This window comes from Brevundimonas sp. DS20 (assembly GCF_001310255.1).
GTDB lineage: Bacteria > Pseudomonadota > Alphaproteobacteria > Caulobacterales > Caulobacteraceae > Brevundimonas > Brevundimonas aurantiaca.
This window is the reverse complement of record NZ_CP012897.1, coordinates 1,140,063-1,152,576: the sequence shown is the minus strand read 5'-3', so window position 1 is coordinate 1,152,576 and position 12,514 is coordinate 1,140,063. Positions and strand designations below refer to the sequence as shown.

The window sequence follows — 12,514 nt, the reverse complement described above, 5'->3', positions numbered from 1 at the left end:
GGCTCAGATCAGCAGCAGGGGCAGGGTCTGAAACACCACCCCGACCCCGCCGATGAAACAGCCGCCGACGCCGATGGCCGGCTCGAATCCCCGACGGGTCTTCAGGATCAACAGGGCGAGCCCCGCCTCGCCCGCCAGACAGGCCAGGCTGAATCCCCCGCCGATCAGGCGCCACAGGGGCGCCTCGGCCCTCGCCACCACGTCCGCCGTGGACGAGATCAGATAGACGCCCAGGAAATGGGCCGCCCAGATCAGCAGCCCGCCCGTCAGGATCAGCCAGCGTCCGATGTCAGCCTCCCGGGAACAGATGGGTCAACAGGGCGGCGGCCGTTCCTTGCGCGGCGGAAAAACCGATGAACAGGGCGATCAGCTGATAGGTCGCCGGCCTCCGGGCTGACAGCAGGCCGAAGACCCAGCGCATCAGGGCGAAGACCGCCATGATGGCGCAGATGGCCGCGAACAGCCCCTGCCAAGCGATCAGGGCGAAGACGGTCGCCCCCTGGCCGCTGGCCTGGGGACGCAGGCCAGCCCCCCACCAGGCGGACGCCTCGACCGCCCAGCCCGCCCCGATCGTCAGGCCCGCCAGCAGCATCAGGACGGCGGCGATCATCCCGCTGCGGGGACGATCCAGTCCCAGGACCCTCAGCGCGGCCCAGGCCAGCAGCGCCGCCGCCGCGCAAAGGCCGACGACCTGGATCAGAGACCCCGTCTCCGGCGGCGCCTGCCACAGATCGGGACGACGGCTCCACAGGAAGACGTAGGAGAAGCCGGCCATGACCGCGACCATGCCGGCGACGATCAGGGTGATGACCATGGCCCACCAGCCGTGGCTGGTCGGGCCCGAGACATAGGTCGGCAGGCGCACGCCCGCCCCGACGTCCACCACACCCGCCCCGCCCTCGCGCCGGTCCGGCCGGTCCGGCCGGTCCAGCTTCCAGCACCATTTGAGGATGCAATATACGGCCAGAATTCCACTGATCACCGAAGCCAGATAGGCCTGGATGGTCAGGATAAGGAAAAAGCCCGCCGTAAACACCGCCCCCCAGACGTGCCAGCTGGAGGGCCGGGGGATTTGCAGCAGATACTGGGGTTCGGCGTTCAGCGGGCTGGTGACGATGGTCTCGCGTTCGCCGCGCGGGGCGCCGGGCAGGAAATAGCGGCCGGCCTCGACGTCCTCGGCCAGCCCCTTCTGCTCCCAACCGGGATAGAGGCTCTTGATCACCGGAATGGAGCGCAGCGAATAGAGGCCGGCCGGCAGCCACTCCAGCCCCGGCCCATTGAAGACATTGCCCGCCTCGCGTCGCCCGAAGGGGCGGAAGTTGCGGATCATGTCCACCCCCCAGATCAGCACCGCCAGGCCGAAAAGGAAGGCGCCGACGGTCGAGATCATATTGGGCAGGTCCCAGCCCCGGTCCGGCAGATAGGTGTAGACCCGCCGCGGCATACCCATCAGCCCCGTCAGATGCATGGGCAGGAAGGTGACGTTGTGGCCGACGAACATCAGCCAGAACACCCACTTGCCCCACCGCTCGCTGAGCGGCCGGGCGCTGGACATGGGGGTCCAATAGTAGATGGCGGCGAACAGCGGAAAGACCATGCCGCCGATCAGGACGTAGTGCAGATGGGCGACGATGAAATAGCTGTCGTGGGCCTGCCAGTCGAAGGGGACCATGGCGACCATCACCCCCGTCAGCCCGCCCATGACGAAGATGACCAGCCCCCCGACGGCGAACAGACCGGGCGTGTTGAACCGCATCTTCCCCGCCGCCAGGGTGGCGATCCAGGCGAAGACCTGAACCCCTGCGGGCACGCTGACCGCCATCGAGGCCGCGCTGAAATAGTTGATCGAGATCTGGGGCATGCCGGTGGTGAACATGTGGTGGGCCCAGACGCCGAAGCTGATGAAGCCCGTCGCCAGCATGGCCAGGACCACCAGCCTGTGTCCCACCAGCCGGGTCTGGGCCACGGCCGGGATGATGGTGGACATGGCGCCCGCCGCCGGCAGGAAGATGATGTAGACCTCCGGGTGACCGAAGAACCAGAACAGGTGCTGCCACAGCATCGGATCCCCGCCCCGCGCCGCGTCGAAGAAGGGCCAGCCCAGGGCGCGTTCCAGCTCCAGCAGCAGGGTCGACAGGATGATCGACGGGAAGGCGATGATGATCATGCAGGCGAAGATCAGCATGGCCCAGGCGAAGATCGGCAGCTTGTCCAGGGTCATGCCGGGCGCCCGCGTCTTCAGAACCCCGACGATGATCTCGATGGCGCCGGCGATGGCCGAAATCTCGATGAAGCCGATGCCCAGGAGCCAGAAGTCGGCGTTGATCCCCGGCGAATAGGCCATGGAGGTCAGGGGCGGATACATGAACCAGCCCCCATTCGGCGCCAGCCCGAAGAACAGGGAGCAGAAGAAGCACAGCCCCCCGATCAGATAGGCCCAGAAGGCGTAGGCGCTCAGACGCGGGAACGGCAGGTCCCGCGCCCCCAGCATCTGGGGCAGCAGCAGCACGCCCAGGGCCTCGACCGCTGGCACGGCGAACAGGAACATCATCACCGTGCCGTGCATGGTGAAGATCTGGTTGTAGGTCTCCTGGGCCAGGAAGCCCGTCATCGGCAGGGCCAGCTGGGTCCGCATCAACAGGGCCAGAACCCCGGCCAGCACGAAGAACAGCATGGCCGCGCCGACGTAATAGACGCCGATATAGTTGTTGTTGATCGCCGTGATCCATTCCCACGGCTTGCGCGGCGCGCACCAGACCTGTTCCAGCTGCTCCAGCTCGCCCTCGGGGCGGGGTTCGCGGGTCGGCAGGCGTTTGTAGAGTTCGGGATCGAACCCGGTTTCCGAACTCATTTCAGACTGTCCAGATAGGCCGAGACGGCGCGCAGGTCCTGGCCCGTAAGGACCGGATAGGAGGGCATGCGGTTGCCGGGCTTGATCCCTTGGCTGTCCGAAATCCAGCCCGCCAGAGTGCCCTGATTGTTCGGCAATATGCCCGCCCCGATCGTCTGGCGCGATCCGACATGGGTCAGGTCGGGACCGGCCAAACCATTGGCCTCGGTTCCGCGAATGGTGTGGCAGGCGCCGCAGCCGGAGGCGGCGAAGACGTCGCGGCCGCGCGCGATCATTGCGGCGGTCGGCGCGGCCGCATCCAGGGCTACGGCCGGCCCGGCCTGACGCGCGCGCCAGGCGGCGAATTCCTGGGGCGTATGGGCCACCACGACCAGCCCCATCAGCGCATGGGGCCCGCCGCAGTATTCGGCGCACTGGCCGCCGTAGGTTCCCGGCTGATCGGCCTGCAGCCGCATGAAGTTGCGCCGGCCGGGGATCATGTCGGTCTTGCCGCCCAGGCGCGGAACCCAGAAGCTGTGGATCACGTCGGCGCTTTCCAGCTCGAACACCACGGGCTGACCGGCGGGGATATGGACCTCATTGGCGTCCTGAAGGATTTCGCGCCCCTGGTCGTCCAGATAGGCGACCCGCCACCACCACATCTCGCCGGTGACGCGGACCCGCATCTCGCCCGGTCGCGGCGCCTCGGCGACCCGCGCGGTCGTGGTCAGGCCGTAGATCAGAAGGCCGGTCAGAACCACGATCGGAAAGGCCAGGCCGCCGATCCAGACCAGACGCTCGCCGCTGACCCGCCGCTTCCACCTTCGGGGGCCGAACAGGGCGATCCCCAGCGCGATCAGCACCACGGTCATCACCACCGCCGCCATGACGAACAGCACCCAGGCCACCACCTCGATCGGCCCGGCGAAGGGGCCGGCCGGGTCCAGCACAGGCGGGGGCCAGCCCGCGGTTCCCGGCGTCGGTTCAGTCGTCATCGAGCGTATACAGATAGGCCGCGACGTCGCGGGCTTGGGCGTGGTTCAGGGGCATGGGGGGCATGGCGGTTCCGGGATCCAGGGACGGCGCGTCGATCAGCCAGCGGGTCAGGACGCCGGGCTGGTTCGGCAGGCGCCCGGCGATGAAGGGGCGCGCCCCGAAGCCCGCCAGGTCGCCGCCGCTGCGGCCTTCGGGCCAGGCGACGCCGGGAATCGTGTGGCAGGCGGCGCAACCGACGGCCTCGATGACCGCCAGGCCGCGCGCCGGATCGCCCTGGGCCACCGGCCGGGGCTGATCCGCCTTGTCGACGCAGGCGCCAAGGCCCGCCGAGGCGAGCGCGAGCAGAGCCGCGGCGGCGGTCCGCCCTGCCTCGCCCTGTCCGCCCCATCTCATCGCCGCCCGGTCCCCCGCCCTGAATCGCCTCGGGCCAGGCCTCGAAAGCTTCGCCAGACCAATCCCCGCAGGAGGAGGAAGTTCCCCGGCTGCGACATGGCGTCTCCGTCGGGCGGCGCCTTCGGAACCGGGGCCGTAGGCGGGGGTTGGATGCAGGTGCGCGCGCCCCTTGCCCCTCTGATGCTCCTGATGCTGCTGGCCGGATGCGAGGCGGCGGCGACCGACACCGACCGCGTTCTTTCGGCCAACGGCGAAGTCATCGCCCTCAGCGGCGGCGCCGGCGGTGCGGCCAACGCCTGTTTCACCTGTCACGGCCTGGACGGCGGCGGCGACGGGGCCGCCGCGCCGCGCCTGGCGGGCCTGGACGTCGGCTATCTGCAGAAACAGATGGAGGACTACGCCTCGGGCCTCAGGGCCGACGACCAGATGACGCGCATCGCCAAGGCCCTGGATCAGAGAAGCCGACGCGAGGTGGCGGCCTATTACGCCGCACTGCCGATCCCGCCGACGGAGCTGAACGCCGCCGCCGCGGCGCCGTCGGTCTATCTGAGGGGCGATCCCGCGCGGGGGGTGGTGGCCTGCGCCGCCTGTCACGGCTTGAACGGCGAAGGAACCGGCCTGGGCGGCAATCCTCAGATCGCGGGCCAGCCCTACCCCTATCTGGTCGAACAGATCGAGCGGTGGAAGTCGGGCGAACGCCGCAACGATCCGCGCGGCGTCATGGCCGCCGCCGTCAAACCGCTTTCGGACCCAGAAGTCCGCGCCATAGGGCTTTGGCTGTCCGCGCAACCTGCTTCTCCAGCGCCCGCCAGCGCCTCTGCCACCGGGTCCGCTTCCGTCGACGCAGCGGCACGACCGGCAGCATCGCGTGAAACACGTCGTCCCGATCGATCAGATGGTGCTTGAGGGCGGCCCCGGCGTGGATGGGGATCATCAGCAGCAGGGTGACCACCAGGCCCCAATGCATCCATTCCGCCGCCGCCTCGATCGCCCATAGCTGACTGTTGGACAGGTCCTGGAACGGCAGCAAGGGCCAGGGGATGAAGCCCAGCGCCTCCAGTTCGCGCGTCCGGTCCGTCGCCGAGATCATGGCCCAGCCCGACAGGGGCAGGCCGAACAGGCAGATGTAGAAGACATAGTGGGTGACGTGGGCGGCCCAGCTCTCCCACCCCGGCTTGTCGGCGTCATTGATCAGGTCCGGCGCCAGCAGCCGCCAGGACAGCCGCCCGATCACAAGGATCAGCATCAGGACGCCCACGGCGAAATGCAGATCATAGGCGGCCAGCATCTGACCGCCGACCGGCTGACGCCCCATCCACCAGCCCCAGCCCAGCTGAAAGATCACCAGGGCGGCCATGACCCAGTGAAACAGGATGCCGACCGGCGAATATCGGCCCTGGTCATGGTGGCCCGCCGCCCATTCCAGCAGTTGGGTGAAGAGCTTTTCGATCACGCCGGACGCACCCCGGCCTCGGCGGGAAGGTCCGGCCCCAGCATCCGGCCCAGCCGCCACAGGGCCGCCAGCAGATAGAGGCCCGCCGCCGGCGCCCACATGATCAGCCCCGCCGCCTGCTGGTCCTCCAGCGGGGTCAGGCCCCAGGCCAGGGTCGTATAGGCGTGGGGCGCATAGACGGCCTGGCCGGCGAAGGTCAGGACCGCGCCCAAGAGCCCCATCGCCAGCATGGCCGCCAACAGGCCGACCACCGCCGCAGGCGCGCTGGCCGCCCGCGCCGCCGCCCAGAACCAGACGGCGGAGGCCAGAAGGCTGAGCTGCATGATCCAGTAGACCAGGTCGCTGGACAGGGCGGCGCCATAGGCGGCGGGCGCATGCCACACCCACAGCACCGCCGCCTGGACGAAGTTCGCCAGGGCCAGAGACCCGTATCGCCGTCGCGGCGCCATCTCGGCCAGCAGGGGGGCGGCCACGGCGACCAGCAGGACGTGGTGCACGGTCCGGGCCGAAAACAGGGCGGAGCTGAGGGCGCACAGGGGCGAGACGAAGCTGACGCCCAGCACGGCCATGGCGGCCAGGCCCAGGCCCCGCGACCGACCGTGCGTCCGCATCAGGATCAGGGCCGTGGCCCCGGCCATGATCAGAAGCAGGACGGGGTCCAGGTTCCAGCGCCAGTCGCCGGCGGCGGGCGCGGGGCCGCAATAGGGCGCCCAGCCCGAAATGGGGGTCAGGCTCTGGCTCATCGAAATGGTCTGGTCGGCCGCATGCGCCCCGCCCTTGCTGCAAGCTTCACATCGGAAAGGTGCGACAGGCCGGCCGGTTCCGCGCGGAAACGCCCGCAGCCCTGCGGCGTTAGGTCACCGAACCCGAGGCGAGGAGACGATCATGGCCGCAAGACCCACCTGGCAGGGGCATCTGAAACTGTCGCTGGTGACCTGTCCGGTCGCCCTCTACACCGCCACCGCCTCCAACGCCCACGTCAGCTTCCACCTGATCAACCCCGAGACCAACAACCGCATCCGCATGGTGCCGACCGACCCCGACACCGGCCCGATCGAACGGTCGGATCTGGTCAAGGGCTATGAGGTGGCCAAGGACGAATATGTCCTGTTCGACGACGCCGACTTCGACAAGGTCAAGCTGGAGACCACCCGCACCATCTGCATCGACAGCTTCGTGGACGAGGACGAGATCGACCGTCTGTACTGGGACGACCCCTTCTATGTGGTGCCCGAAAAGGGCGTGGGGGCCGAGGCCTTCGCCGTCATCCGCGACGCGATGAAGTCGGCGGGCAAGATCGCGATTGGGACCCTGGTCCTGCGCGGGCGGGAACGGCAGCTGGCCCTGGAGGTGCGCGGCAAGGGGCTGGTGGCCTATTCCCTGCGGGCGCATGACGAGGTGCGGCCCGCCGAGGACTATTTCGACGACATTCCCTCGGTCAAGGCGGACAAGGACATGGTCGAGATCGCCAGCCGGATCATCGCCCAGAAGGAGACGGACTTCGACCCGACCGACTTCAAGGACCGCTATGACGAGGCCCTGCGCGAGATGGTCAAGGCCAAGCAGAAGGGCGGCAAGTCGGTGGTCGAGGCGCCCGAGCCCGACGACACCAATGTGATCGATCTGATGGAGGCCCTGCGCAACAGCCTCAAGGGCTCCGCGACCGGCGCCAAGCCGAAGAAAAAGGCCCCCGCCAAGAAGAAGCCGGCGACGCGCAAGACGGCGGCGTGATGGGGTCGGGGTTATAGTGATTAGTGCTAGTGATTAGCGCTGGTGAGCAAGAGGTGGGCTGGGCGCGGACCAGCGGACACTTCCACTGCTCATGCCTTGCTCACTAGCACTAGCAATACTCACCAGAACCGCCCCTCTAAAGCCCCATCGCCTTCAGCACGGGCCGCAGGCTGACCTCGCCGGCCCTGAAGTCCTTCCACGGATCGGACTTCTTCAGCAGGGCCGGGGCGTCGTGAAGGGTGAAGGCCCGGGGATCCAGGCCCGCCTTGACCTGGCCCCAGGACAGGGGAAAGGCGATGCCTGCGCCCGGCCGCGCCCGCACAGACCAGGGCGCCACCGCCGTCGCCATCCGGCCGTTCCTCAGATAGTCGATGAAGATCTTTCCGCCGCGCGCCTTCTTGGCCAGGGTGGTGGTGAACCGGTCGGGATCGGCGCGTCGCACCTCTTCGGCCACGGCCTTGGCGAAGGCCTTGCATCGGTCCCATTCGATCCGGCTGCGGCCGTCCGAGCGGATCGGAACCACGACATGCAGCCCCTTGCCGCCGGTCGTCTTGACGAAGGGGTTCAGCCCCTTGGCCTCGAGCGTTTTTCGCACCGTCTTGGCCGCCGCGATGACCGCTTCGAAGTCCAGACCTTCGTCGGGATCCAGGTCGAAGGTGACCTGTTCGGGCGTCTCCGGATCGCCGGGCCGACAGCCCCACGGGTGCAGCTCAAGCCCGCCCGACTGGGCGACGGCGACCAGCCCCCCGACATCGACCACGGCGACATAGGGTTTGCGCTCATGCACGTCGATCAGCTTCAGCCGCGGGTTCGAGCCCGGCATGGCGTGGCGCTGGAAGAAGGTCTCGCCCTCGATCCCGTCGGGCGCGCGGATGATCGACACCGGCCGGTCGGCGACATGGGCCAGGATCCGTTCGGCCGCCTGTTCATAGTAGCGGGCCAGGCCCGTCTTGGTGATGGCCGGCCGCCCCCCGGCGGCGGGCCACAGCACCTTGTCCGGGCTGGACAGGGTGACGCCGGCGACGACCACCTTGTCCTTGCCCGTTCGGCGCGGCGTCGGCGCGGCCTTCTCCGCCTGTTTCGGCGACGGCGGTTGCGGATCATCGACCACCTCCTGAGCCCGCTTGTCCTCGCGCAGCCCCTTGAAGGCCGCATGGCGCAGGGAGCCGCCTTCGGTCAGACCGCCGTGTTCCAGCTCGGCCACCAGGACCGGCCGCAGCCAGTGGATGTCCTTGCCGCCGCGCGGCGCCCCCTTTCCGACGAAGGGCGAGGTCTCGGCCGCCGCCGCCTTCAGCGCGGGCAGCAGGGTCTTCAGCAGCGGGGCGGAATAGCCGGTCCCGACCCGGCCGAGGTAACGCAGCCCCTCCTCCTCCGCCACGCCGACCAGGAGGGAGCGAAAGCGCGTCCCGCCCTCCGACGACCAGCCGCCGATGACGACCTCGTCCCTGCCGCGGCATTTGGACTTGACCCAGGTCGAGGACCGGCCCGGCTGATAGGGGGCGTTCAGCGTCTTGGAGATCACCCCTTCCAGATCCATCCGGCAGGCGCTGTCCAGCACCGCCTGGCCGGTGGAGGCGAAGTGATCGACATAGCGCACCCTCCCCCGCGCCTTGGCCGGGATCCGGTCGATCAGGGCCTGGAGCCGCGCCTTGCGGTGCGACAGAGGCAGGGCCGTCAGATCGTCCCGTCCTTCCTTCAGCAGGTCGAAGGCGAAATAGACCAGGTCCTGGGTCTTTCCGTCGGCGATGGCGGCCTGAAGGGCGGAAAAGTCCGGCGTGTGGTCCTCGGTCAGGGCGCACAGTTCGCCGTCCACCACCCCGTCGGGCCACTGGGCCGCATCGGCCGCCAGTTCGGGAAAGCGGTCGGTCCAGTCATGGCCTCGACGGGTGTAGAGGCGCGCCTGCCCGCCGCCGACGGCGATCTGGATGCGATAGCCGTCGAACTTGATCTCATGCACCCAGCCGGCGCCCCCGGGCGGATGGTCCGCCACCTTGCACAGCTGGATCGGCTGGAAGGCGGGCGGCTGGGCCAGGTCGGCTTCGCGCGGCCTGGCCTTCGGCGGCTTGGGGCCCTTGCGCGCCACGGGGCGAGAGGCGGTCCATTGGGTCTTGCCCTCCGCGATCTCGGCCAAGCTGCGGCCGCTGGCGACGGAGGCGTCGATCTCCATATTGGCGTCGCCCTCGCCGGGCACGGCCGCCTCGTCCTTCTCCTTGATCAGCAGCCAGTTGTTGCGTTTGGACGGCTTGCCGCGATCAGACTTCAGCCGCACCAGGGCCCAGCCGCCGCTCAGCCGCTCGCCGTGCAGGATCATCTTCAGCGAGCCGCGCTTCAGCGCCGCCTCTATGTCGGGCTCCTGCGGCTCCCATTCGCCGCGGTCCCACAGTTGGACGGTCCCGGCGCCGTAGTTGCCGGAAGGAATGGTCCCCTCGAACGTCCCATAGGCCAGGGGGTGGTCCTCCACCTCCACCGCCAGTCGTTTGACCGCCGGATCGCGCGACGGCGCCTTGGTGACGGCCCAGGACTTCAGGACCCCGTCATGTTCGATGCGGAAGTCGTAATGCAGCCGGGTCGCCGCATGGCGCTGGATCAGATAGGTCAGCCGGCCCTTGCGTCCGGCCTTGGTCTTTCCGGCCGGTTCGGGGGTGCGGGTGAAGTCGCGCTTGGCCCGATAGGCTTCCAATCCGTTCGCCATGTCGCCGCCTCGCCCGTCTTCGTCCCTGGTCGGACGACAACGTGCATGGGGCGAATTCGATCACCCGGCTCTCCGGCGACCGTCAGACGGTTTCGTTGGCCGAAGCGGCGGCTTGCAAGGCGCCCCATCCCGACAGAAGAAGGACGCAGACGTCGTCGGCCCAGGGCGCGCCCTCTTCAGACACCGACAGGGCCATCTGAAGCAGGGCCGAGACCATGCCGGCCCTGTCGCAGCCGTCCGGCATGACAGGGCTCAGATCGCGCTCATCGACCTCATCGGCCAGCCAGGCCGCCACGCCGTACGGGGGCCAGGAGGCGTCTGCGGCCGGGATCTCAAGCTGCGGCGATCGCATCGAAAGCCTCGTCGGCGGGACGGCTGCGGTCCGGCGGCAGCAGATTGTCCAGGTCCAGCAGGCTGAGCATGGCGCCGTCCACCGCGAAGATTCCGGCGACGACCCCACCCTGGCCATGGCCCATGTCCGGCGTCGCCTGGCGGTCGGCGTCGTCCAGTTGGACGATGTCGGACACTCCCTCGACCAGCAGGCCCACGGTCCGCCCGCCGCAGTTGGCGACCATGATGGCGTGACGCGCTGAGGGTTCAGTCGTCGGCAGGCCCAGGCGCGCGGCCAGGTCGATGATCGGCAGGACGCTGCCGCGCAGATTGACCACCCCCTTCATATAATGGGGCGACTGGGGCACGGGCGTCGCGGGGGTCCAGCCCCGGATCTCCAGCACCGAGGTGATGTCGATGCAGAAGGCTTGGTCCCCGACCCGGAAGCCGACCATCTCACGACGGCCGGCGCCGGCGCGGTTGACGGAAAAGGCGTCGGTTTGAGTATGCGCCATGGACATCAGAAGGCCTCCCATTCGGAGTGAACGGCGGCCTGTCGGCCTCCGCCCGCGGCGAGTTTCAGTCGGGGCGCAGGGCGGTCGGCCGCGAAGGCGGCGATCCGGCCATGGGCCTCTTGCAGCGGCGCAGGTCGGCTGGAGCCGCCGTCCTGGCTGGTGGTGAACCGGCCGACCAGCTGGGCCAGTTCGGCGGCCTCGCGGCTCAGGGCCACGCTGGCGGCCGTCGACTCCTCGACCATGGCCGCATTCTGCTGGGTCACCTGGTCCATTTCATTGACGGCGGTGTTGACCTCGGCCAGGCCGACCGCCTGTTCCTGGGTCGATCCGCGAATCTCGCTCATCAGCTGAGTGACTTCGACGATCCGGCCGGCGATGCCGGTCAGGGCCTCGCCGGTTTCACGCACAAGGACGACGCCGGATTTGACCTGGGCGCCGCTGGCGGAGATCAGGGTCTTGATCTCCTTGGCCGAGTCCGCCGACCGCTGAGCCAGGGCCCGCACCTCTGAGGCCACGACCGCAAAGCCCCGCCCGGCCTCGCCGGCGCGCGCCGCCTCCACTCCGGCGTTAAGCGCCAGAAGGTTGGTCTGGAAGGCGATCTCGTCGATGACGCCGATAATCTGACTGATCTGGTCGGACGAGCGTTCGATCTCGCCCATGGCGTCCACCGCCCGTTGGACCACGGCGCCGCCCGTTTCGGCCTGGGCGCGGGTCTGGCTGACCACCTTGTCGGCCTCCTGGGCGTTCTCGGCCGTCCGGCGGACGGTGGCCGTGATCTGATCCAGGGCGGCCGCCGTCTCTTCCAGGCTGGCCGCCTGACGTTCAGTGCGACGGGACAGATCTTCGGCCGCTGAACTGATTTCCTTGGCGCCGGACTGCATGGTCTCGGCGTTGCCGCCGATGACGGCGATCGCCTGGTCCAGCGCCGCCATGGCGCGGTTGAAGTTCTCGCGCAGAGCGGCGTACTCGCCCGGAAAATCCTCTTCGATTCGATAGGACAGATCGCCCGAGGCCATGGCCGACAGGCCCTGGCCCGTATTTCGCACCACCATGGCCTGAACGGCCGCCGCCTGACGATCAGCCTCGGCGCGGCGTTCGCGCTCCTCTTCGACGGCGGTGACGTCAATGGCGAACTTGACCACCTTATAGGGCTTGCCGTTCACGTCGAAGATCGGATTGTACGACGCCTCGATCACCGCCCGCTTGCCGTTCTTGCCGTAACGGACGAACTTGTCGGCGACGAATTCCCCGGCGTTCAGCCGTTTCCAGAACTCGGCATAGGCCGGCGAGCGGGCCTCGGCCGGATCGACGAACATCCGGTGATGCCGGCCTTTGATCTCGGACAGTTCATAGCCGAGCACCGCAAGGAAGTTGGCGTTGGCGTCGAGCACCACGCCGTCGAGATCGAACTCAATCACCGCCTGGGACAAATGAACGGCCGCGACGACGGCGCGAAGCTCCAAGAGCTCCTCGCTTTCCGCCTGCGGTCGATTGAACAGCTTACGCATTCGGGTGGCTTTCTCTTCTTTGCCGCCTTTTCCCAGATCCACATTACCGCTTCGCTATACGATGCT

General features: G+C 68.5%; 11 protein-coding genes and 1 pseudogene. 2 read left to right on the top strand and 10 right to left on the bottom strand.

The features are described from left to right. Positions 1 to 3: 3 nt before the first annotated feature. The 4 genes from JL11_RS05550 to JL11_RS05535 all read right to left on the bottom strand — a co-directional run bounded on the left by JL11_RS05550 (position 4) and on the right by JL11_RS05535 (position 4,219). Positions 4 to 198 carry a hypothetical protein gene (locus JL11_RS05550; protein WP_054764781.1) on the bottom strand — a complete coding sequence of 65 codons (195 nt, stop codon included), beginning with the start codon at positions 196 to 198 and terminating at the stop codon, positions 4 to 6. Between the two features lie 91 nt (positions 199 to 289). Continuing rightward, positions 290 to 2,851, bottom strand: a complete 2,562-nt coding sequence (locus JL11_RS05545; RefSeq protein WP_054764780.1) for a cbb3-type cytochrome c oxidase subunit I — start codon at positions 2,849 to 2,851, stop codon at positions 290 to 292. After that, on the bottom strand, positions 2,848 to 3,825 hold the full coding sequence (gene coxB / locus JL11_RS05540) for a cytochrome c oxidase subunit II (RefSeq protein WP_054764779.1): 978 nt from the start codon (positions 3,823 to 3,825) through the stop codon (positions 2,848 to 2,850). The genes JL11_RS05545 and coxB overlap by 4 nt, the downstream gene beginning before the upstream one ends. Beyond that, positions 3,815 to 4,219, bottom strand: coding sequence for a c-type cytochrome (locus JL11_RS05535; protein ID WP_054764778.1), 405 nt, complete (start codon positions 4,217 to 4,219; stop codon positions 3,815 to 3,817). The genes coxB and JL11_RS05535 overlap by 11 nt, the downstream gene beginning before the upstream one ends. A gap of 96 nt (positions 4,220 to 4,315) precedes the next feature. Between JL11_RS05535 and JL11_RS18180 the strand changes: the two are divergent. Then, a pseudogene (locus JL11_RS18180) lies at positions 4,316 to 4,906 on the top strand (c-type cytochrome); the annotation flags it as partial. Between the two features lie 46 nt (positions 4,907 to 4,952). On the opposite strand, the gene JL11_RS17880 reads toward JL11_RS18180, so the two are convergent. Then, a complete protein-coding gene (locus JL11_RS17880) occupies positions 4,953 to 5,672 on the bottom strand; it encodes a cytochrome b (protein ID WP_054764777.1) in 720 nt (239 codons plus the stop codon). Next, positions 5,669 to 6,415, bottom strand: a complete 747-nt coding sequence (locus tag JL11_RS05525; protein WP_054764776.1) for a cytochrome c oxidase assembly protein — start codon at positions 6,413 to 6,415, stop codon at positions 5,669 to 5,671. Before JL11_RS05525 ends, JL11_RS17880 begins: the two co-directional genes overlap by 4 nt. 142 nt (positions 6,416 to 6,557) lie before the next feature. On the opposite strand from JL11_RS05525, the gene ku reads away from it, so the two are divergent. Next, positions 6,558 to 7,403, top strand: a complete 846-nt coding sequence (gene ku, locus JL11_RS05520) for a non-homologous end joining protein Ku (protein WP_054764775.1) — start codon at positions 6,558 to 6,560, stop codon at positions 7,401 to 7,403. A 136-nt stretch (positions 7,404 to 7,539) separates the two neighbouring features. Here ku and ligD read toward each other — a convergent pair whose 3' ends face one another. From ligD to JL11_RS05500, 4 genes are all read right to left on the bottom strand, one after another. Next, complete coding sequence (gene ligD / locus JL11_RS05515; protein ID WP_054764774.1) at positions 7,540 to 10,095, bottom strand: DNA ligase D; 2,556 nt, start codon at positions 10,093 to 10,095, stop codon at positions 7,540 to 7,542. 82 nt (positions 10,096 to 10,177) lie between these two features. After that, positions 10,178 to 10,447, bottom strand: a complete 270-nt coding sequence (locus JL11_RS05510) for a hypothetical protein (RefSeq protein ID WP_054764773.1) — start codon at positions 10,445 to 10,447, stop codon at positions 10,178 to 10,180. Then, a complete protein-coding gene (locus JL11_RS05505) occupies positions 10,428 to 10,940 on the bottom strand; it encodes a chemotaxis protein CheW (protein ID WP_054766834.1) in 513 nt (170 codons plus the stop codon). The genes JL11_RS05510 and JL11_RS05505 overlap by 20 nt, the downstream gene beginning before the upstream one ends. A 5-nt stretch (positions 10,941 to 10,945) precedes the next feature. Continuing rightward, positions 10,946 to 12,448: a methyl-accepting chemotaxis protein gene (locus JL11_RS05500; protein ID WP_054764772.1), complete on the bottom strand. Its 1,503-nt coding sequence runs from the start codon at positions 12,446 to 12,448 to the stop codon at positions 10,946 to 10,948. Positions 12,449 to 12,514 lie beyond the last annotated feature (66 nt).